At 51.7% G+C, this 21,237-nt stretch carries 17 protein-coding genes; 2 read left to right on the forward strand and 15 right to left on the reverse strand.

Going from position 1 to position 21,237, the window contains the following annotated elements:
• Window positions 1-2: 2 nt before the first annotated feature.
• Genes OKS35_RS08720 through OKS35_RS08735 form a run of 4 tightly spaced genes read right to left on the reverse strand, consistent with a single transcriptional unit; the run spans window position 3 to window position 3,573 of the window.
• A complete protein-coding gene (locus tag OKS35_RS08720; RefSeq protein WP_264092893.1) occupies window positions 3-929 on the reverse strand; it encodes a glycosyltransferase family 2 protein in 927 nt (308 codons plus the stop codon).
• Window positions 926-2,140 carry a glycosyltransferase gene (locus OKS35_RS08725; RefSeq protein WP_264092895.1) on the reverse strand — a complete coding sequence of 405 codons (1,215 nt, stop codon included), beginning with the start codon at window positions 2,138-2,140 and terminating at the stop codon, window positions 926-928. Before OKS35_RS08725 ends, OKS35_RS08720 begins: the two co-directional genes overlap by 4 nt.
• Before the next feature lie 10 nt (window positions 2,141-2,150).
• Window positions 2,151-2,849, reverse strand: a complete 699-nt coding sequence (locus tag OKS35_RS08730) for a CpsD/CapB family tyrosine-protein kinase (protein ID WP_264092896.1) — start codon at window positions 2,847-2,849, stop codon at window positions 2,151-2,153.
• Window positions 2,815-3,573, reverse strand: coding sequence for a YveK family protein (locus OKS35_RS08735; RefSeq protein ID WP_264092898.1), 759 nt, complete (start codon window positions 3,571-3,573; stop codon window positions 2,815-2,817). The genes OKS35_RS08730 and OKS35_RS08735 overlap by 35 nt, the downstream gene beginning before the upstream one ends.
• A 397-nt stretch (window positions 3,574-3,970) precedes the next feature.
• Between OKS35_RS08735 and OKS35_RS08740 the strand changes: the two genes are divergently transcribed.
• Window positions 3,971-5,872 carry a beta-glucoside-specific PTS transporter subunit IIABC gene (locus OKS35_RS08740; RefSeq protein ID WP_264092899.1) on the forward strand — a complete coding sequence of 634 codons (1,902 nt, stop codon included), beginning with the start codon at window positions 3,971-3,973 and terminating at the stop codon, window positions 5,870-5,872.
• 43 nt (window positions 5,873-5,915) lie between these two features.
• Window positions 5,916-7,373 carry a 6-phospho-beta-glucosidase gene (locus OKS35_RS08745; protein WP_318841970.1) on the forward strand — a complete coding sequence of 486 codons (1,458 nt, stop codon included), beginning with the start codon at window positions 5,916-5,918 and terminating at the stop codon, window positions 7,371-7,373.
• A 59-nt stretch (window positions 7,374-7,432) separates the two neighbouring features.
• Here OKS35_RS08745 and OKS35_RS08750 read toward each other — a convergent pair whose 3' ends face one another.
• The 11 genes from OKS35_RS08750 to OKS35_RS08800 form a co-directional block, all read right to left on the reverse strand.
• Complete coding sequence (locus OKS35_RS08750) at window positions 7,433-8,395, reverse strand: aldose epimerase family protein (protein WP_264092901.1); 963 nt, start codon at window positions 8,393-8,395, stop codon at window positions 7,433-7,435.
• Between the two features lie 14 nt (window positions 8,396-8,409).
• A complete protein-coding gene (locus OKS35_RS08755) occupies window positions 8,410-9,939 on the reverse strand; it encodes a UDP-glucose--hexose-1-phosphate uridylyltransferase (RefSeq protein WP_264092902.1) in 1,530 nt (509 codons plus the stop codon).
• Window positions 9,936-10,940 carry a UDP-glucose 4-epimerase GalE gene (gene galE, locus OKS35_RS08760; RefSeq protein ID WP_264092903.1) on the reverse strand — a complete coding sequence of 335 codons (1,005 nt, stop codon included), beginning with the start codon at window positions 10,938-10,940 and terminating at the stop codon, window positions 9,936-9,938. The genes OKS35_RS08755 and galE overlap by 4 nt, the downstream gene beginning before the upstream one ends.
• Window positions 10,937-12,121 (reverse strand): galactokinase, encoded by a 1,185-nt coding sequence (locus OKS35_RS08765; protein ID WP_264092904.1) that lies wholly within the window; start codon window positions 12,119-12,121, stop codon window positions 10,937-10,939. Before OKS35_RS08765 ends, galE begins: the two co-directional genes overlap by 4 nt.
• A 22-nt stretch (window positions 12,122-12,143) precedes the next feature.
• On the reverse strand, window positions 12,144-14,210 hold the full coding sequence (locus tag OKS35_RS08770) for an alpha-galactosidase (RefSeq protein WP_264092906.1): 2,067 nt from the start codon (window positions 14,208-14,210) through the stop codon (window positions 12,144-12,146).
• On the reverse strand, window positions 14,207-16,195 hold the full coding sequence (locus OKS35_RS08775) for a beta-galactosidase (RefSeq protein ID WP_264092908.1): 1,989 nt from the start codon (window positions 16,193-16,195) through the stop codon (window positions 14,207-14,209). Before OKS35_RS08775 ends, OKS35_RS08770 begins: the two co-directional genes overlap by 4 nt.
• 18 nt (window positions 16,196-16,213) lie before the next feature.
• Complete coding sequence (locus OKS35_RS08780; protein ID WP_074035881.1) at window positions 16,214-16,999, reverse strand: carbohydrate ABC transporter permease; 786 nt, start codon at window positions 16,997-16,999, stop codon at window positions 16,214-16,216.
• Window positions 17,000-17,011: 12 nt separating this feature from the next.
• Window positions 17,012-17,965, reverse strand: a complete 954-nt coding sequence (locus tag OKS35_RS08785) for a carbohydrate ABC transporter permease (RefSeq protein ID WP_214690482.1) — start codon at window positions 17,963-17,965, stop codon at window positions 17,012-17,014.
• A gap of 67 nt (window positions 17,966-18,032) precedes the next feature.
• Complete coding sequence (locus OKS35_RS08790; protein ID WP_251125263.1) at window positions 18,033-19,334, reverse strand: ABC transporter substrate-binding protein; 1,302 nt, start codon at window positions 19,332-19,334, stop codon at window positions 18,033-18,035.
• Between the two features lie 24 nt (window positions 19,335-19,358).
• The gene (locus OKS35_RS08795) at window positions 19,359-19,805 is read right to left on the reverse strand and encodes a hypothetical protein (protein ID WP_214690480.1); all 447 of its coding nucleotides are present in this window, start codon (window positions 19,803-19,805) and stop codon (window positions 19,359-19,361) included.
• A gap of 166 nt (window positions 19,806-19,971) precedes the next feature.
• Window positions 19,972-21,123, reverse strand: a complete 1,152-nt coding sequence (locus tag OKS35_RS08800; RefSeq protein WP_214690479.1) for an ROK family transcriptional regulator — start codon at window positions 21,121-21,123, stop codon at window positions 19,972-19,974.
• Window positions 21,124-21,237 lie beyond the last annotated feature (114 nt).

Below are 21,237 nucleotides of genomic sequence, written 5' to 3' on the forward strand. Positions count from 1 at the left end.
TTCTAACGATAAATCAGATTGGTCATCCCTCGATATAGAGACAGCAGGTTTGAAAACAGGATACCGTTCCAGCGAAGCCACCGATATTCCAGCGGTCCAAAGTAACGATTCACATCATGTGTCGTTAAGTACTGTTCCCGTACGTCCGCCGCATTTTCTTTAAACGTGTGCTTCAGAATGATGGCGGTCAATTCCTCTCCGTTATCACGCACCTCGACGTCCTGGAGTAGCCGCTTCAGATAGCGATTCGATTCCATCGTGGCTCGATATGCGATTTTTTTCGTCTGTTGCTCGCCGTGAATCCGTGAATAGACGAGCGGCTCACGCATCACGTAAAAGTCGAACCCATCGAGCGCCAACTCGACCCAGCAGATCCAGTCTTGAATGAAGCGGTCCTCTAACGAAAAACGCCGATGTTCGAACGCTCGTCGCGGAATCAAGAGCGCGCATCCGTTCAAAGTCGAGGACAACAGCAAGTGACGGAACATGTCCTGACTCGAATAGAATCCGCTCACTTTCCGTTGCACCCGTCGGATCGCCTCCCCATTTTCGTCAATGAACGCCGTCCCTGTGACGACGATTGTCTGGTTCATCGGGAGATGTTGCTCGTGCAATGCGGCGAGCTGTCGTTCGATCTTTGTCGGTGCGTACACGTCATCGTGACTGAGCCAGGAGAAATAGTCTCCGTTCATCTCTTCAATCCCACGATTCAACGCACTCGAGACGCCTCCATTCTCCTTTTCCACGTAGCGAATTCGCTTGCCGTAACTTGTCGCAATCGCCGCCGTTTTCCCGTCATCAGTCGAGCCGTCGTTGACGACGATCACTTCAATCGAAGGATGCGTCTGGGCCAAGGCGCTGTCGATACATGTCCGTAAATAATCGCTCCCGTTATAGACGGGGATGATGATGGATACGAGTGGTGTCATAAAGCGTTCCTCACTTTCTCGTTTTGCAGCTCCTCATACACGTGCAGGTAGTCCTCCGCCCGGTCGAATAAGTCGAACCGTTGACGCGCTTCGTTCGCACAAGCGATCCGTGAGATCGAGGCGTGATGGAGACGATCGAGTCCGTCCATTACATCTTCGACCGATCGCGTGGCGACGACGACACCGGTCCGTTCTGTCACAAGTTCCGGACTGGCCGTGGAATTGAGGACGAGAACTGGCGTGCCACAGGCGAGTGCCTCTGCCGTCACGTTTCCAAATGATTCTTCCTCTGACAGGTTCAACAAGACGTCTGCCGCGGCATAGTAAGAAGCCAATTCGCTCGGGTCATGTGTCTCCTGAATGTGAAGCACATTCGCCGGCAGGTCATGTTGTTCAGGCATCTGTCCGACTAAGACGATTTGGTCGGACGGTCTGGCCGTGGCCAACTCCATGAAGGCAGACAATCCTTTCGCCTCCGTCCAATGGCTCGCCACACCGAGAAGAATGTGTTGTCCCGTCAACCCGAGGCGTGCCCGAAGTGGGGCTACCTCTTTCGGTGTGAACGTCTCCAAATCGACCCAGTTGTGGATGCGGCGAATGATGGAGGCATGTTGCAGAATCGAGAAGTGGGCTTCCATCGTGATCCAATCCGACACTCCCACTACTGCCAAGCGTGGAATGGCGTCGTACCATTGGCGCTTGTCCGCCAACATCTCGCCGGTCCGGTCTAAAAACCAGCTCGGGATGTCTTCTTTTAAGAGTGGGCACTGTCCACATCCATCCTTCCAGCGCGCACACCCGACCGCCGTATAGTGGGTACATTTCCCGGTGAATAGCCAGCAGTCGTGAAGCGTCATGACTGTGGCGATGTCGTGCTTCGCCAAATACTCAAACAACGTCTGGAGATGAAGGTAATTGGCGTGAAGATTATGAAGATGAACCACGTCCGGCCGAAAGCTGTCCATGAAGGCGATCAAGTCAGCGGTCGACCGTTTGGACGTGTACCCTTGGCGCCCTGTCACGCGGGCGTGGAGCGCATGTCGCTTCGTTTCCCACGCCTGTCCGACTACCACACTCGTCTCGGTCACCGGTCCGGTCGCATGGGCGATTCGGACGTTGTGTCCGTAAGAGGCATGAACGGATGCGAGTGCTTTACACATCCGACCGGTACTTTTCACTTCGTTGATGGCATTGATGTGTAGAATATTCATGTCCGACACCTCACTCGTATGCGTAGTAGGTGTTGTTATCACGAGAAGAACGTTTGTTGAGGACGAGGCCGAGAAGTTGTGACCCGGTCCGTTCAAGTTGTTCTTTCGCCTTCAGGACGAGCTGACGATCTGAGTTCTCGCAACCGATCACGAGAATCGTCCCGTCGGATACGTTGGCCAACAGTCGAGCATCGGCGACGTGCATCATCGGAGGCGTGTCGACAATCACGATATCAAACTGTTCACGCAAATCACTCAGGAGGTCCGTCATGCGTGACGAGGCGATCAGTTCGGTCGGATTCGGTGGAATCGGACCGGCCGCCAGCAAGGTCAGACGCGGAATATCCGTTTTTTGGAGCGCGTGTTCGAGCGTGACGCGACCGGCCAATACGGTAGACAATCCCGCATGTGTTGACATCTGAAACGTTTGGTGTGCCGTCGGTTTGCGCATATCACAATCGATGATGACGACATTTTTTCCGAGTTGCGCATAGACGACTCCTAGGTTCGCCGCCGTGGTCGACTTCCCTTCCCCAGACGAAGCGGAAGTGATTGTGATCATCTGTAACTTATGGCCGACGGACGTGAACTCCAGATTGGTCCGAATCGTCCGATATTGTTCAGAAATCGGTGACTTCGGATTCGCCAACGTGACGAGATCCCGTTTTTTATAATCAAGACGATTGGCGTTCTTTTTTCGACCGAACATGCGAAACGTCTCCTTTCACTTGGGGTGTCGCTTCTTTCACATTTTTCGTTTTCAAATCCCGGCGTTCGATTGTCGGAATCGATCCGATGACCGGCAAGTCCAGCAACCGTTCCGCTTCTTGTTCATTCCGGATGCGTTTATCAAAGACGTGGCGTAATAGACCGATGAATCCACCTAACAAGAATCCGGCGAAAAGTCCGATTGCCGTGTTGAGCAGCACGTTCGGTGAGACAGGCGCTTCCGGAATTTCGGCTGGAGATAAAATTCGAACGTTGTCGATGTTCATCAAATCCGGAATTTCAGAAACGAACACTTCACTGATCACATTGGCCGTTTCCGCTGCCACGACCGGGTCGTTCGCGGTGACGAACACATTGATGACTTGTGAGTCCTCTTCACTTTCTACGGTGAGTACATCCGAGAGCGGGTCTGGTGCGTTCGGTACCTGATCTTTGACTTTCTCAAGAACAGCCGGGCTCTTCATGATGACGCGATACGTATTGACGAGTGAGAGCGAGGATAACACTTCCGAACTGTCTACGCGGTTGTCTTCTTGTTGTGTAACGAGTAGCACTTGTGTGGACGCCTCATATTTCGGCTGGATAAATGAAGTGCTCAAATAGTAAGCTAAGAGTCCGACGAGAACCATACTCACGAACATCCATTTCTTACTTTTCTTGAGAACTTCCACGAGATCGCCCACGATCGTCGTTTGTTCCTTCATGTTGGTTTCCTCCCTACAGACAGATTAAATGACCGAAATCAGGCGCAGGTTAACTGTAGTACCTTCTTACCCCCTTCATCTTGATAATTGAAAAGAAGGATTTATCATTTTTTCGCAACATCATGTCATGATGCCGTTCCGCTTTCTTCTTTTACGTTGTAGGGAGGATCGGAAAACAAAAAAAGTGGAATGTAAGCGTTGACATTTTGAATTGCTGCATGCTACATTTCAATTATCAAATAACAACTGAACGGTATCCTGCGCAGGAATGTTACCTTTAGTGGGCATAACCTGACTCGAGTCGGATGAATGACGTGATTTCACGTTCTTCGTTTGACACGGGTCAGGTTTTTTATTTGACGCAAACCAAAATTATGGGAAAAGGAAGGGAACGGACATGAAATATGAACAGCTCGCACGCGATATTATTCAACATGTTGGCGGGAAAGAGAACGTCAATAGCGTCGTCCACTGTATCACCCGTTTGCGTTTTAAATTAAAGGATGAACAAAAAGCAGATACCGAAACCATCAAAAACATGGATGGGGTCGTCACGGTCATGAAGAGCGGTGGTCAATACCAAGTAGTCATCGGGAATCATGTACCAGAAGTGTATAAAGCCGTCGTCGAGGTCGGCGGATTCCAACAACAGTCTCCAATTGAAGACGAGAACGCTCCAAAAGGATCCTTGTTCAGCCGTTTTATCGATATCATCTCTAGCATCTTTACTCCTGTGCTCGGCGTCTTAGCAGCGACCGGGATGATCAAAGGATTCAACGCCCTGTTCGTCGCACTCGGTTGGCTCGACAACACGTCAGGTACGTATCAATTGTTGAATGCCATCGGGGATTCGCTGTTCTACTTCTTCCCGATTTTCCTTGGCTATACGGCCATTAAGAAATTCGGAGGAAGTCCGTTTATCGGGATGGCCATCGGGGCGTCACTCGTCTATCCGACCTTATCGACGCTGACGGCTGGAGACCCTCTCTATACGGTCTTTGCCGGAACCATGTTCGAGTCACCGATTCATATCACGTTCCTCGGTGTTCCTGTCATCTTGATGACGTACTCGACTTCCGTCATTCCAATTATTATCGCGGCATTCTTTGCAGCAAAACTTGAAAAGTTTTTGAAGACTGTCATTCCAGACGTCATCAAAATGTTCATCGTTCCACTACTTACTTTGTTGATTGTCGTACCACTCACGTTCATCTTGATTGGACCGATTGCGACTTGGGCAGGGATGCTTCTCGGTAGCGCCACGGTCGCTGTATATAACTTGAGCCCGCTCGTCGCCGGCCTATTCCTCGGTGGATTTTGGCAAGTGTTCGTCATCTTCGGTCTTCATTGGGGGCTTGTCCCGGTCGCCATCAACAACTTGACGTCACTCGGGGCTGACCCGATTCTCGCACTTGTGTTTGCAGCATCGTTCGCACAAATCGGTGCCGTGCTCGCAGTCTTCTTCAAAATTAAAAATCAAAAGATTAAAACGCTCACGATTCCGTCCTTCATTTCAGGTATCTTCGGTGTGACCGAACCCGCTATTTATGGGGTGACGCTCCCCCTCAAAAAACCGTTCATCATGAGCTGTATCGGTGGTGCTGTCGGTGGTGGAATCATGGGTGTCATGGGGACACAAACTTATATCATCGGGGGGCTCGGTGTCTTCGGCTATCCGTCCACCATCTCGCCTGAAGGCATCACAACTGGTTTTTATGGTTCACTCATCGGAACGGCCGTTGCTTTCATCGTCGGGTTCGTCTTGACTTACCTCTTTGGCGGTGTCAATCAAGCAGCAACCGCGACACCACAATCAGAAGTTACACCGGTCGCCAAAGAAGTATCTGCGACAACTGTCAGTCAGGAACAAGTCGTTAGCCCGCTTCAAGGAACTGTCGTCCGTTTGAAAGATATCTCGGATGTCGCCTTCTCATCTGGTTCACTCGGTCAAGGTGTTGCCATCGAACCGACGGAAGGGAAACTGATCGCTCCGGTTTCCGGTACTGTGTCTGCCCTCTTCCCGACACATCATGCCATCGGGATCACAACGGAATCAGGGGCTGAAATCCTGATCCATATCGGTATGGATACCGTTCAACTAGAAGGGAAGCATTTCAAAGCACACGTCACACAAGGTGAATTTGTCGAAAAAGGACAACTGCTGATCGAATTCGATATCGACGCGATCAAGCAATCAGGTCGTGCGTTGACGACACCTGTGATTGTCACGAACCGAAAAGCACTCTCACCAAACTACGCCTCACATGTCCAGACGGGCGATCCGATTTTCATCATCTAATGAATCAAGTGGGAGGATTTTTCCTCCCACTAATATAGAAAGGATGGATACGATGAGTTTTCCAAAAGGATTTTTATGGGGTGGCGCCATTGCCGCCAACCAAGCAGAAGGCGCTTATGCAGAAGGGGGAAAAGGTTTAACTACCGTCGACTTGTTGCCGACGGGTAAAAAACGCTTCGATGTCATGTTTGGAGAATTGCCATCATTAGAACCTATGCCCGGAGAGTTTTATCCTTCGCATGAAGCGATTGATTTTTACCATCACTACAAAGAAGACATCGCTTTATTCGCTGAGATGGGATTCAAGGCGCTTCGCCTCTCGATCGCATGGTCAAGAATCTTCCCGAACGGAGATGACGTGGAGCCGAACGAGGAAGGTTTGCAGTTTTATGATGATGTCTTCGATGAACTATTAAAACATGGGATTGAACCGGTCGTGACAATCGCTCACTTCGATGTACCTGTCAGCTTGATCAAAAAATATGGAAGCTGGCGCAATCGACGAGTCGTCGACTTCTTCGAGACATATGCGACGACCCTCTTCACCCGCTACAACGGTAAAGTGAAGTATTGGATGACGTTCAACGAGATCAATATGCTACTCCACCTCCCATTCATTGGAGCGGGCATCGTGTTCGAGGACGGAGAAGACAAGCAACAAGTGAAATATCAGGCGGCCCATCATCAACTCGTCGCGAGTGCGAAAGCCGTCAAAGCAGCTCACGAAATCAATCCTGATCTACAGGTCGGTTGTATGCTTGCTGCTGGTCAAACGTATGCCTATTCGTGTAACCCGAATGATGTGTTAGATGCAATGGACAAAGACCGTGAATCGTTCTTCTTCATCGACGTCCAATCACGTGGAGAGTACCCGGGATATGCCAAACGATATCTCGAGGAGCAAGGTATTACGCTTCAGATAGAAGAAGGAGACCTCGAACTGTTGAAAGAGCATACGGTCGACTACATCGGCTTCAGCTATTATGCAAGTCGGACGACGAGTACGGATCCAGAGATAAACCAGTCGACCGAAGGAAACATTTTCAGTTCACTTGAGAATCCGTTCCTCGAGAAATCGGAATGGGGCTGGACGATTGACCCGACCGGTTTCCGGATCACGGCGAACCAACTGTATGACCGCTATCAAAAGCCGCTATTCGTCGTCGAGAACGGACTCGGTGCCGTCGATACACCGGATGCGACCGGATATGTCGAAGACGATTATCGCATCGACTATATGGCGAAACATATCGAACAGATGCACGAGGCCATCAAGGACGGTGTCGACATCATCGGCTACACAAGCTGGGGTCCGATTGACTTGGTGAGTGCGTCGACCGGTGAGATGAAGAAACGCTACGGCTTCATCTATGTCGATAAAGACAATGAAGGCAACGGGACGCTCACACGTTCGAAGAAAAAGAGCTTCGATTGGTATAAGCAAGTGATTGCGACGAACGGGGCGGACGTCACTACTCCTGTTCAAACTACTAAATCTTGATTGAAAAGGAGGCAACCGACTTAAATCGGTTGCCTCCTTTTTGAATGGTAGTGATGAATTCATTCCACCCCAAACCGATACACCGTCCGCGAGTGATACAACTCACCCGGTTTCAGTTCGATTGAGGTTGCGATGTCTGGATGGTTCGGGGCATCTGGGAACGCCTGGGCTTCGAGACAAATTGCGCTATGTTTCTGTCGACCGTCGAGCGTCACCGGTGTCTCTTCACTCAAGAAATTCCCTGTGTAGACGACCATGACCGGTTGATTCGTCTCGACCGTCATCGTCCGTCCGCTCATCGGGTCGTGCAATCGAATCGGTCCATCCTTCAAGATAAAAGGATGGTCAAGACCGCTCGCCCGTTCAATCGCCTCGTCTCCTGACACGAGCGCCTCTCGGACCGCTTTTCCGTCTCGGAAGTCAAACGGTGTCCCGCTCACATCACGCAACTCTCCTGTCGGCAGCGAATCCGCGTCGAGCACCCCGACCGAATCGGCTGGTAGCGTCAGCTCATGGTCGTGGATGGTCGGGCGTCCGCCAAGATTGAAATAGTTGTGATGGTTCAGGTTGACCCACGTCAGTTGGTCTGTTTCCGCCGTCATCGTGACAATCAGTTCATTGTGATCCGTCAGTTCGTACAACACTTTGAAGAAGACGTTGCCGGGATACCCTTCTTCTCCGTCCGGGCTGAGATATGTGAACTGGATACACTGTTCGTCCGCATCCATCTCCCAATAACGGGACGTGATGCCTTTCTCGCCTCCGTGAATATGATGGGGCGCCTCGCTTGGGGTCAAGGCGACACCCTCAATCTCTGCGTCACGAATCCGTCCGGCAATCCGCCCTACGATTGACCCGAGATAGACCGGATTTTCTAAGTATTGTGAGACGTCCCCGTATTTCAAGATGACCGAGTCTAGGTTTCCTTCCCGGTCCGGGGCCGTCAGTTCCGTCATCGCACAACCATAATCGATGGCGGATAGTCTCATGCCGTTGGTGTTTTGAATCGTCGCTTGTTTCACTCGTACTACCACCTTTAGTTCGTTTTCTCTCTCATTCCCGACCTTGGTGTTCCGTACTCCACTTTATCGACATGGCTAAGGAGTGACCGGATGAACGTATCAAATCGTTCCTGCCCAGCGTTCGTCTGTTTAAAGACACCAGCATCCTCAAGACCTTTCACAAATTTATCGACGACCGCTTGATCGACAATCGTTTTCGGGTCGCCCGACTTCTTCCGTAACTCATCGGCCCACTCTTGATGCATCACTTTGACATCAACGTCCTCGCCGGCCACATAGTGAACAACTTGCTCAAGTTCTGTCTTCAGGCGCGCTGGCAAGACGGCGAGCCCCATTACTTCAATCAAGCCGATATTCTCACGCTTGATATGATGCACATCAGCGTGCGGGTGGAAAATACCGTCCGGATGCGCCTTGCTCGTTCGGTTGTTTCGCAAGACGAGATCGAGCTCGTAACGTCCGTTTCGGCGTCTTGCAATTGGCGTCACCGTATTGTGTGGGACACCTTCTGTATACGGAATGACTTCACTAACGGTGTCCTCATAATCGCGCCAATATCCGAGCAACTGGTTCGCCAACATGACAAGCTGCTCTTTTTGATTGGAGCGGAGACGGACGACCGAGAGCGGCCAGTACAGCGTCTCGATATCGACTTGATCATAGCGTTCAGAACGATATGTCGAGACGACTCGCGCATCGTCCATCGCGAACCGGTAGCGGCCGGCCTGGTAATGGTCATGCGTCAAAATCGAGCCTCCAACAATCGGCAAGTCCGCATTCGACCCGGCGAAGTAGTGTGGGAACTGCGTGATGAAGTCGAGCAGACGCTCGAAAGCTCCTCGGTCGATGACCATGTCACGCACCTCGTTCGACAGTAAAATTGAGTGCTCATTGTAATAGAGGTACGGTGAATACTGGAACGACCATGGCTGTCCACCGAGCGTGAGCGGGATGATGCGATGATTCGCACGCGCTGGGTGTTTCAAGTGACCGCTGTATCCTTCGTTCTCAATCGCGAGTAATCCTTTTGGATAGTTCGATGTCGAGGTCGGTTGCATTCGAGCGAGTGCAATCTCATGCGGGTCCTTCTCCGGTTTCGACAAGTTGATGGTGATATCGAGCGTGCCATAGCGAGTCGGTGCCTGATACGTGATATTGTTCGCGATACGACGTGTCTGGATATAATTTGACGCCTGACTCATCCGATAGAAATAGTCAGTCGCCGCTGTCACATCTGTCTCAAGGAGCTCATTGAAATGACGTGTCACTTCCGATGGCTTGGATACGAAGATATCCATGATTTCCGCCATGAAGCGGTCCTTCTCTTCAAGGATCGGCTCGATAATGTCCGCCCCCACTGCATACTCGACCACTTGTTCGAGCAACTCGGGGATTGACAGCTCTGACACAAAACGTGGGACTTCAAAGTCGAGCTTATTCAGTTTTGCGAGCACGCGGTTCCGTGAATAGATACGGTCCTGCTCGTCAATCAGCTCTTCACGAATCGCCGCGTCGACGAGTGCCTCAATCATCACATCGATCATCGTCTCACCTCTTTCACCTGATAGCCGAATGGATGTGTCACATGCCAGTTCCAAGCGTCCGTCAAAATCGTCTCGACGTCGGAACGGGTCGGTGTCCATCCGAGGATACGTCTTGCCTTGTCAGACGAGGCAATCAATTTAGCCGGGTCCCCGGCGCGGCGTTCACCAAGTAAGACCGGAATGTCATGTCCCGTCACGCGACGTGCCGCCTCGATAATTTCGAGCACTGATAGCCCGTTCGCTGTCCCGAGGTTGAAAACGTCGCTCGCACCGTCTTCTCGTAAATAACGGAGCGCTAACATATGCGCATCGACGAGGTCTTGGACGTGGATATAATCACGGATACATGTCCCATCTTCCGTCGCATAGTCATCACCAAACACGGTAATCGCGTCACGCTGTCCGTTCGCCACTTGCAGAACGATTGGGACGAGATGCGTCTCCGGGTCATGGTCTTCGCCGATTTCACCGGTCGCAATCGCGCCAGCGACGTTAAAGTAACGGAGTGCGACCGAGCGGATACCATGTGCCTGGTCACACCAGCGAATCATCGACTCCATCGCGAGCTTTGTCGCCCCGTATGTGTTCGTCGGATTCGTAAGCGCCGTCTCGTCAATCGGCATCATGGTCTGGTCACCATAAGTCGCGGCCGTCGAGGAGAAGACAATCCGTTTCACTGACGCATCGCGCATTGTCTCGAGGAGAATTTGCGTCCCGAAGACGTTGTTGTCATAGTAGGCGAGCGGGTCCGTCATTGATTCGCCAACGAGGGAGTTCGCTGCGAAATGAAGGACGTCTGTGATTGATTCCTTTATGAAAACATCTTTCAAGAACGTTCGATCACGCAGGTCGCCCTTATAAAAACGGACATCCTGTGGAATCGATTCAACATGTCCTGTCTGAAGATTATCGAGAATGACGACGTCTTCCCCTTCTTTCAACAATGTACGAACGGCGTGCGAACCGATATAGCCGGCACCGCCAACAACGAGTATACTCATTTCACTTCCTCCTCTACGAGTTCTCGTACCCCGTCCCCGACCGAGGCGACGTAACACGTCGGTGCGTGACCGATTGTCGACACATATCGATCCGAAGTTTCCTGAATCATCGATCCCGTCTTGTCTTGACGGACGATGGCGATGGCACAACCACCGAATCCGGCCCCCGTCATGCGAGCACCGATGACGCCGTCACACCCTTGCGCGGCTGAAACGAGCGTGTCTAGCTCGATGCCGGTCACTTCGTAATCATCCCGGAGCGATGCATGCGACGCATTCATCAACTGACCGAACGTCTCGAGTCGTCCTTCCTGTAGAGCAGTGTAGGCGAGTATTGTCCGCTCGTTCTCAGAAACAGCATGACGCGCCCGTTTACGAAGTGTCTCTGGCAAGTCGAGCGCGACTTGTTCAAACGTTTCCATCGACAATTGTCCGAGAGAATTGACTTCACATTTCGGTTGAATCAAGCCGAGTGCAGTGTCGCATTCGCGCCGACGTTCGTTATATTTCGAGTCGGCGAGTTCCCGACGTTTGTTTGTGTTCATGATGACGATGTCGTACCCGTCGAGGACAATCGGTGCATAGTCATGATGGAGCGTCTCGCAATCGAGGAGCATCGCCTGCCCCGCTTTGCCCATTCCAATAGCGAACTGGTCCATGATACCGCTATTGACACCAATGAACGTATTCTCGACCCGTTGTCCGAGTCGGACGAGGTCAAGCCGTTCGAGACCGAGACCGTACACTTCATTTAACATGTATGCCGTTACGAGTTCGAGGGAGGCTGATGACGAGAGACCCGCCCCATTTGGGATGTTGCCCGCAAGGAAGAAGTCGAACCCGTTGAGGTCGTGTCCGTCTTTCCTGAGAAGCGTGACGACCCCTTTCACGTAGTTCGCCCAGTCGTGGCTCGCCTCGTACGTCTCGTCCGTCACCGGGAACGTGACGATACCAACCTCTTCAAAATTGAGCGAATAGACACGAATCAGGTTGTCTTCGCGCTTTTTCACGAGTCCGTATGTTCCGAACGTGATTGCACATGGGAAGACGTGTCCTCCGTTATAGTCGGTATGCTCGCCAATCAAATTGATGCGTCCCGGTGCGAAGAACGACCGGTCTGCTGAGGTGGCAAACACCTCCTCGAATTGTTGTTTCAGCTGTTCCATGTTAAATGAAAGCATGCGGCTTCATCCCTTCCATCGCTCATGCCGGGTGGATGACCAGGCAATACGCGTCATAGTCTGTTTGTTGTGTGAGGTTTATGCCTTGTTCCATCAAATAGCGTCCGCTCACGCGGCGTCCTTCTAGTTCGTACGTCCGTTCAGGATCGAGCCCGCGTAGCTTCACACGCAAACGATTTTTCCCGTACTGACGACGGTCGGCGTTGAGGAGGACGATATAGTCTTCGCCGTTCGTATAGCCGACGGCATGGAAGCCGTCCCGTTTGAGTGAAGCGAGGCGATGGCTCGTCCCGTGCTGCACAATCGGACGAATCGTCTTGTACGTCGCAATCCATTCTTTCGCTTCTGAAAGCTCATCTGGTGTCCATTCTAGTAGGTTGCCACCGATACCGAGCGTGCCTTGCATCGCACTGACGAACCGATACGCGAGCGGCAACGAACGATTGTTCAACCAGTTCGGTGAGTCCGTCACCCAGCAGCTCATCATCTTGGCGTTGTAGGCGTATGAGAAACCTTCTTGAATCGCGAGGCGGTCGAACGCGTCCGTGTTGTCGCTCGTCCAGACCTGCTCGACGCGTGAGAGCACACCGAGATCGATTCGTCCACCACCACCTGCGCAGGACTCGAACGCGACATTCGGATGTTTCTCCCGCAACATGTCGAGGATGCGATACACGGCTTCCACATGACGGAGCCATAGTTCCTTCGCATCTTCCATGCGCGGACTGTCCGGTTCTGAGAAGGCGCGGTTCATGTCCCACTTGATGTAACGAATCGCGTGTCGTCCGAGCAATTCATCGAGCCACGCCGTCACGTGCGCCTCCACTTCAGGCAGTGCAAGGTTCAAGACGAACTGGTTCCGCGACGTCGTCGACGGGCGTCCGTCCGTATAGTAAATCCATTCCGGATGAGCCCGATACAAATCTGAATCCGGATTGACCATCTCCGGTTCGACCCATAGCCCGAACTGGAGGCCTTTCTCCTCGACGTAGCGGACGAGCGGGTCGAGCCCGTTCGGGAACTTCGTCGTGTTGACGTGCCAATCCCCGAGTCCGGCCGCGTCCGAGTGACGCTCACCGAACCAACCATCATCGACGACGAATAACTCACAGCCAATCGCGGCCGCCTCATCGACGAGACGTTTTTGTCCATCCTCGCTGACATCGAAATAGGTCGCCTCCCAGGAGTTGTAAAGGACCGGGCGTAACACGTCACGTGTCGCTTCCGGCATGATGACGTCGCGCTCAAAGTCATGGGCGTTCTGACTCATACCACCGAACCCGCGTTGCGTATAGCCGATATAGGCCGGTGGCGTCGTGAACGACTCACCCACTTGAAGCGTCTTCGCGAAGTCGAACGGATTGATCCCGCCCGTCACCTGTGTAAAGCCAAACTCGTCTTTTTCAAAATGAATCGCCCAGTTGCCGGAGTAACCGAGGAATCCAAAGACGACCTCCCCGTCTGTCTCCGTCGCGTCACTGTCGAGCGCGAACCACGGATTACTTTGATGGCTCGTCAATCCGCGACGACTCTCGATCGTTTTCTTGCCTGGGAGGAGCGTCCCTTGCTGGAGCTGGAACTCGCTCGTCCACGCCCCGCTGAAATGACTGAGTCGCATCTCGCGCTCAATGAGTCCGAGGCTGAAAGACTGCGCGCTCTCGAGCGTGACCGTTTCTCCTGCCGTGATGGTCATCTTGCGTGAGATGATGTCGTAAACCGGATGAAGCGTGAACTGGAGCGTCACTTGAAGTGATTGAATTGAATCGATCAAATCGAGCTCGAGTGTCTCTCCATCGATACGTGCATCACCGAGTGAGAAAGCGTGCAATCGTTCTGTCGTCGTATGACTCTTCAACGTCGGTTCCGTATAGACAAGGTCGCCGAACGAGGTGAACTCGTAAGCGGCCACCCCTTCTGGTGTCTCGAACGACGAGTGCAGAACGCGCGCGTCTGGTAGTTCTATGATGTCTAATTCATGCAGGCGTCCGCCGAGATACTGATGGATGAGACGACCTCGTGAATCGACATCAAACACGTACGTGAGATTCGTTCCGATGAGGGCGAACCGATTGTCGTGACGAACAATCATGCCTTCACCTCCTGTTTCAATAGGACAACATCGAGCGGTTTAAGTTCGAGCTTGCCTGTTACCGTCTCCCCGTCAAGCGTCTGCCACGTGCCATCGAGGTCAACCGTTGATTTAACCTCGGTCGAATGGTTCAGGTAGAAGCGGATCACCTGCCCGTCTCCTTGACGGTCGACCTTCTCGACATCGTCTGGAAGTCGGGTCGCGTCGATCCCAGCGCGTGTGAGCGCCTGATGATAAACTGCATCGAGCATCTCGTCGTCGACCGATGAACCGATGTATGTCACGTCTCCTTTATACGTGTGCCGTGTGATTGCCGCAGTCCCTTTATAGAAGGCCTTTTCATATGTTGCCAATACGTCGGCGCCTTTCGGTGTAATCAAGTCACACCAAATGTTCGCCTCAGAAACTTGGTCACCGAGTCGGACTTCGTTCGATTGGACGGTCTGCAAACTCTCGTACTCATCAATCTCGATACCCGCGTATTCGGCAAACTTACCTGGTAGCGTCAAGTTGTGGCAACGGTTAATCGGGTCTTTCACGTCTGTACGGTAGGTGAAGATGACGTGCCCACCCTTTTCGATATAGTCGATGAGCGTCTCGTCAAACACATCATTTCCGAGGAAATAGAGCGGGACGACAACGAGTTTATACGAATCGAGCGCGTCCCCTGGGAAGACGATATCCGTGTTGACACCTTGACGGACAGCTGCACCGTAGAAGCGGACAAACTCTTGCTTGAAGTTAAATGCGTCGGAGTGTGGTTGGTGCGTCCACGCCCATAAGTTCTCCTGATCAAAATAGACAGCAACGTCTGACTTGTACGCAGCCGCGTTGATCATGTCGCCATGCGCGTGAAGCTCCGACATGACGTGCTTCACTTCTTCGAACTTCCGTTTCGGTTTCCCGTCATGGTCAATGATGCCGTGACAGAACTCTTCCGTCCCAAAATCCGCGGCACGGAATCGGAAGTAGACAATCGCCTCGGCCCCACGCGCGACAGCCTGATGTGTCCAGAGACGGATATGACCAGGTCGTGGTAAGTAGCCGATGCGGCTCCATCCTTGGGCCCCGCTCAACTGTTCCATCACCCAGAATCCTTTGCCTTGTTTCGAAGAACGGCACAAATCATGATCGTGCGCCGTCTTCTCGAAACGGTTTGGTTCTGGCAACCCGCCCCATACCGGATAGTTGTCGAAAGAGACATAGTCGAGATCTTGTGCCATCTGCTGCTGGTTGATTGCCATGTCGCTATATACGAGGTTATGCGTGATGAACGCATCCTCATGGATGAGCGGGCGGAGCGTGTCGACCTGGAGCTTGTTAAACGAGCGATATGCGTCCGAGCAGAAGCGGTCAAAATCGACGAGAAGCGACGGATTGTGTTCTTGGAACACGGTGCGAGGGACCGGAATCTGTGTCCATGCCGTATATGTATGGCTCCAGAAGACGGTCCCCCAAGCCGCGTTGAGCGCGTCGAGCGTCTCGTAGCGTTCTTTCAGCCATTCCTGGAACGCCTCTTGGTCGACATCACCGTACGAACGGTCCGACTGTTCATGTCCATACTCGTTGTCCGTCTGCCAACCGATGACACGTGGATGACGACCATACCGCTCCGCCATCTTGCGGGTGATTCGTTCACAGTATTCGCGGTAGACAGGGCTGTTGACGGTATAGTGACGACGAGCTCCGAAGCTGATACGCACCCCGTCTTTCGTCACCGGAAGGATGTCCGGATGTTTTTCGATAAGCCACGCGGGCGGTGTCGCCGTAGGCGTGCCGAGCACGATGTCAAAGTGTTCGCCGAAGGTTTCGACGACCTCATCCCAAAATGAGAAGTCAAACTCACCGTCGGACGGTTCCATCATCGTCCAGACAAATTCCGCCATCCGGATGACGTTGACACCGAGTTCTTTCATCAAGCGGACATCCTCGTCCCAAAGTGCACGATCAGTCTGTTCTGGATAGTAATCTACTCCTAAATACATGCTGTTCACCTCAATCGATTATTTGACCGCTCCTGAAGTCATGCCTTTTTGTAAGAAGCGTTGGAAAAAGATATAAAACACCATCGTCGGCAAGCTGATCAAGACGAGCGAGGCGTATAATTTACCAGGGTCTCCGCCGAGCGCTTCCGTGAAGAAGGTCGGTGCCATCGTTACTGTCTGTTTGGCCGGGTCTGTCATGAACGTAAGTACCATCAAGTATTCGTTCCATGAGTTGAGAAACGCGTAAATCGTCGCTGTTGCGAGTGCCGGCTTGGCGAGTGGCATCATGACTTTATAGAAGATTTGAAACGTCGACGCCCCGTCGATATGCGCTGCTTCCATCAATTCGTTTGGCAGCTCGTCGAAGTAACTCTTGATGAGCATGAGTCCGAACGGAAGGAAGAAGGCGATTTCGGCACCAATCAATCCCCAATAGCTATTGAGCCCGTCAAGTGTGCGCAACGTGAAGAAGAGTGGCACGATGAGCGAGGCGACCGGTAACATCAATCCCGCCAGAACGAGATTAAATAAAAGGCGCTTCCCGGCGAACTGGAGCTTCGAGAAACCGAACGCCGCAAATGCAAGAAATGAGATGGAAATCAAGATCATGAAGAAGGCGACGATGAAGCTGTTAAAGACGAATTGTGGGAAGTTCGGATTTTGTAGCGTCGCGATGTAGTTGTTGAAGCCATTGACACGTAAGCTTTCCTTGAACATGACGAAGATCGGGAACAACCAGAGGATTGCCATGAGTGACAGACCGATATTGGTGAACCATCTTCCTTTCTTTGTTTGCAGTTCCATCTGTTCTCCCCCTTAGTCCATTTTCTTCTGTACACGCATCTGGAAGTACGTGATGCCGAGTGCAATCGCAAGCAAGATGACGGCGACAGCGCTGGCATAGCCGACCTCTTGATGCAACATCGATTTACGGAACAGGTATGTCGAGATGACCTCGGTCGAGTTACCTGGTCCTCCTTGTGTCGAGATCCAGACGATGTCGAACGTCTTTAGACCACCGATGACCCCGAGGATCGTCAGTGTGAACGTCGTCCCTTTCAAGTTCGGGAAGACGACACTCCAAAGCGTACGCCAAAATCCTGCCCCGTCGATATTAGCCGCCTCGAACACTTCCCGTTCGATTGCGAGCATCGCCATGTAATACATGATCATGGACGAGCCTGTCCATTGGAAGATGTTAATCAGAATGATAGCGTAGAGCGCAACGTCTTGGTCGCCGAGCCAGTTCTGTTCAAACGCACCAAGACCAATCATGCGAAGGAATTCGTTGATATATCCGAACTGGAAGTCAAAAATTTGCGTGAACGCCGCCCCGAGGACGACCGGGCTCAAGACGACCGGGAAGAAGAACACCGATTTGAAGAACGTCCGCCCCATGCCTTTCGTGTGAAGCAAATAGGCCAATACGAGCCCGAGACCCGCCTGAATCGTGACCGTCAAGACAGTGAAGATCCCCGTGTTTTTGAGCGCATTATAAAATTCTGGGTCTTTGAACATCCGGCCGAAGTTTTCAAAACCGATATACACTTTCTCAAACGAGATTCCGTCCCATGAAAAGAGTGAGTGATAGGCGTTGTAGAAGATTCCGTAATAGATGAAAGCGATGACGAACAGGACGGTCGGAGCGACGAACGCCCAGCCGATCAAGTTCTGCTTCATCCGCTCTTTCTTACGAATCGGATTCGGTGCGCTCGGTGGTACCGATGTGAGCTTCGGCTTGGACTTGGTCAAATCGGTTGCTTGTTGCATAAGGTTCCCTCACTTTCAGATTCAAAAAATCGAGCGCCAGTGAGTCTGGCTACTGGCGCTCGTTTGATTATTTACCTTGGTCCGCAATCGCCTGGATGCGTGCGAGTGCTTCTTTCGCATCTTGTCCGGCAGCGATGTTTTGAAGTTCTTTTCCGAGTGCGTCGTAGACTTTCGGGTCACGGATTCCGCGTCCTGCGACAGCGTTCTTCACCGTTTCGTTCAAGATTTTGTACGACTCACGTTCAACATCATTGGTGAACTTGTCTTCGTATGCTACTTCGATGTCTTTAATGGCTGGTGCCATCTCAAACTTCTCCATGTATAGCGCCTGTCCTTCACCTTGCGTCATGTAGGCGATGAAGGCAGCCGCACCTTCTTGTTGTTTCGATTCTTTGTTGACACCTAGTGCCATGTCGATTGATGCGATGACCGGTTGTTCTGTGCCACCTGCAAGGTTTGGCATTGGAACGAAACCAATCTCGTCTTCGAAGTTGTTCCACTTGTCACGCTTCTCGACCGTCGTCATCGAGTGGGCTTCCCATGAACCAATGATCCACATCGTTGCTTTCTTGTCGAAGAAGTTGTTCATGCCGTCCATGTATGTCGCAAGACCCAAAGCGCCTTCTTGAAACACTTTGTCCTCGTACAGTTGTTGCCAAAGTTCAGCCGTCTCGACCATCTCTTTATCCGTCCACTTCGCGTCACCCGCTAGCACTTCTTGGATGTAACCCGGTGCGACCTGGTGGCTCAATACGTTGAAAACGTCAACGCCAACCCACGCGTCCTTCGCGCCTAGTTGCATCGGGATGACCTTGTCGCCAGATGCGTTGATTTTGTCAATCGCCGCAACCGTCTCATCATAAGTTTTCGGAGGTGTCACGCCATATTTGTCGAGGAGTGTTTTGTTGTACATGAGGTATGCCTGTCCTGTGAATCCGACCGGTACCGCATACTGTTCACCGTCGACTGTTGTCTGTTCGACACCAAGTTCGATTAATTTATCTTTCCATCCTTCTCCGGCCGCTTTATCCATATAGTCTTTCGCTGGTACAAGGCGATCCTTGTATTGCGGAATCATCGGTTCTTTGAGACCAATGACGTCCGGACCATCTCCACCAAGCATCGCGACTTGAAGCTGTTGCTCGTAGTCTTCGAGGCGTTTAAACTTGACCACATAATCATCTTGCGATTCGTTGAACGCCTTCGCCATTTCTTCCCCGACTTCAGGTTGTGGCGCCCACCCCCACCATGTGATGACGGGTTTGCCGTCTTCCGTTGTCGCCGCCGCTTGTTCGTCATCGCCGCAGGCAGCGAGTAAAGATGAGAGCATTAAGACAGATGATGCGAGTGCAATCGTCGTTTTTTTCATGTTCATTCTCCTTTGAATGTGTTGTCACGCCACAATCCGATGGCATAACTCCCGAATAAGATGGTCTGACATCGGGCGATCCCCGAGCCATGTTAATGTGTACGCTATCAGTTCCAAATCGAGCTTCGGTCCGTCTATGTATGGGCCGACGACGTAGAGGTCCGCCCCGAACGGCAATGCGTCCTGTTCTTTCAAGCGCCATAGCAAAAGTTCAAACAGGCCGTCCATGTCCTCGAACGACACGTCATGCGAGAGCGTCGATGCTCGGAACAATCGGATATCACGCGTCTCATCGTCATAAAGACGGAAGATACCATCGCGTCTAGAGCGCGTAATGATGATGCTCGTCTCATCCCCCGTTAGCGCTTCCATTTCATCGAAGGCAAAGTCCTTTCGTGCGAACATCCTAGTCGCCCCGTAGCGACCGAAGATTGTGTGAAACTGATCTTTCAATGGTGTCTCTTTTTGCATCGCTACCCCTCCAAACGTGTCGTTGAGAGTGTCACCCCTTACTTAGTAAATTAAATTTATTATCTAACTACACATAGACTATAGCATGCCCTCATTTATATTGTAAACGCTTTCTTATAAAGAAATTAAAAATCGCCTTTCCCTAATAGAACGGCGATTCATGGTTTCATTGGATTTCACCGAACATCTCGTTCGTGATAAGCGCTGCGGCTCCGAGCGCCCCTTGGCTGGCGTTCCACGAGACGACACGGATATCGGTCTGTCGGGCGTCAAGGGTGAGCGCCGTTTGGGCGACACGCTCCTGAATGTTCGTGACGACGTCTGGCGCATAGTTGAATAGCGGACCTCCGAGAAGAATACGTCCCGGGTTCAAAAGGTGGATCATGTTGAGCGTGGCAATACCGATATATTCGCCGGCCCGTTCGTATAGTTTTCGTACATCTTGATTCAAATGGACAGCGTCACGAAGATCATCAAGTGTCAGTTCATGCGAGAGCTGACGAGCTTCATTCAATATGGCACGTTCCCCGGCGACTGCCTCTAGGCAACCACGATTACCGCACGAACAGATTGGTCCGTCGAGCATGATGCGCATGTGTCCAATCTCCCCAGCAATATGATGCTCACCGTCAATCAATTCGCCCGCGTGGACATAGGCTCCCCCAATTCCATAACCGGCATACACGTAGAAGAATTCCTCGATACCAATCGCTTCCCCGAAGTACAATTCACCAAGGGCGAGTGTCCGCACATCGTTCTCAACGAATACGTGCTGCTCGAGGCGTTTCTCTAGTTCGCGCTTGAGAGGGATATCATGCAAGTGAAAACGTGGGGCAAATAAGACAATCCCTTCACCCGCCTCGACCATTCCGTGCACAGAAACACCAAGTCCAATGACATTCCCTATAGCTCGTTTGTTCAATATGGTGTAGAGAGCGACAATCGCGTCGATGAACTCCTCGTTCGTGTCAAACCGTTCGTCGTGCCATGCTTCGTCAAGTAACTCTCCATGGATGTTTGTGACGACGCCATGCAGTTTTCGCTGTGTCGCATCGATTCCGATGACAAAACGGTCGCTCGCAGCAAGTTCGAGCATGATCGGGCGACGTCCGCCGCTTGAGACCCCAAGCTCGCGCTCACTGATTAATCCCTCTTCCTTCAATTCGTTAACAATGTTCGAAATAGTCGGTTTCGTCAAACTTGTCTTCTTAGCAAGTTCAACCCGTGATACCGGCTGATGAAGCCGAATCAATCTAAGAATCAGTGCACGATTGTATGTCCTCATCCATTTAGAGTTACGTGGCGTTGTGTTCCCCATGACCATTCCACCTATTCCTATCTTTTTCTTTCAGTATAGCACTTGTTAAATCCGTAATTAGTTGCGCTTTCATTTTTACGACCATCTATTTTTGATTTTTTATTTTCCACATGC

The sequence above is a fragment of the Exiguobacterium sp. N5 genome (genome assembly GCF_025842465.1).
Lineage (GTDB): Bacteria > Bacillota > Bacilli > Exiguobacteriales > Exiguobacteriaceae > Exiguobacterium > Exiguobacterium profundum.

Excerpts from the sequence above, each read along its gene's own strand:
- OKS35_RS08720 (WP_264092893.1), bottom strand. The coding sequence starts at position 929 with ATGACACCACTCGTATCCATCATCATCCCCGTCTATAACGGGAGCGAT.
- OKS35_RS08725 (WP_264092895.1), bottom strand. The coding sequence starts at position 2,140 with ATGAATATTCTACACATCAATGCCATCAACGAAGTGAAAAGTACCGGT.
- OKS35_RS08730 (WP_264092896.1), bottom strand. The coding sequence starts at position 2,849 with ATGTTCGGTCGAAAAAAGAACGCCAATCGTCTTGATTATAAAAAACGG.
- OKS35_RS08735 (WP_264092898.1), bottom strand. The coding sequence starts at position 3,573 with ATGAAGGAACAAACGACGATCGTGGGCGATCTCGTGGAAGTTCTCAAG.
- OKS35_RS08740 (WP_264092899.1), top strand. The coding sequence starts at position 3,971 with ATGAAATATGAACAGCTCGCACGCGATATTATTCAACATGTTGGCGGG.
- OKS35_RS08745 (WP_318841970.1), top strand. The coding sequence starts at position 5,916 with ATGGATACGATGAGTTTTCCAAAAGGATTTTTATGGGGTGGCGCCATT.
- OKS35_RS08755 (WP_264092902.1), bottom strand. The coding sequence starts at position 9,939 with ATGATCGATGTGATGATTGAGGCACTCGTCGACGCGGCGATTCGTGAA.
- galE (WP_264092903.1), bottom strand. The coding sequence starts at position 10,940 with ATGAGTATACTCGTTGTTGGCGGTGCCGGCTATATCGGTTCGCACGCC.
- OKS35_RS08765 (WP_264092904.1), bottom strand. The coding sequence starts at position 12,121 with ATGCTTTCATTTAACATGGAACAGCTGAAACAACAATTCGAGGAGGTG.
- OKS35_RS08770 (WP_264092906.1), bottom strand. The coding sequence starts at position 14,210 with ATGATTGTTCGTCACGACAATCGGTTCGCCCTCATCGGAACGAATCTC.
- OKS35_RS08775 (WP_264092908.1), bottom strand. The coding sequence starts at position 16,195 with ATGTATTTAGGAGTAGATTACTATCCAGAACAGACTGATCGTGCACTT.
- OKS35_RS08780 (WP_074035881.1), bottom strand. The coding sequence starts at position 16,999 with ATGGAACTGCAAACAAAGAAAGGAAGATGGTTCACCAATATCGGTCTG.
- OKS35_RS08785 (WP_214690482.1), bottom strand. The coding sequence starts at position 17,965 with ATGCAACAAGCAACCGATTTGACCAAGTCCAAGCCGAAGCTCACATCG.
- OKS35_RS08790 (WP_251125263.1), bottom strand. The coding sequence starts at position 19,334 with ATGAAAAAAACGACGATTGCACTCGCATCATCTGTCTTAATGCTCTCA.
- OKS35_RS08795 (WP_214690480.1), bottom strand. The coding sequence starts at position 19,805 with ATGCAAAAAGAGACACCATTGAAAGATCAGTTTCACACAATCTTCGGT.
- OKS35_RS08800 (WP_214690479.1), bottom strand. The coding sequence starts at position 21,123 with ATGGGGAACACAACGCCACGTAACTCTAAATGGATGAGGACATACAAT.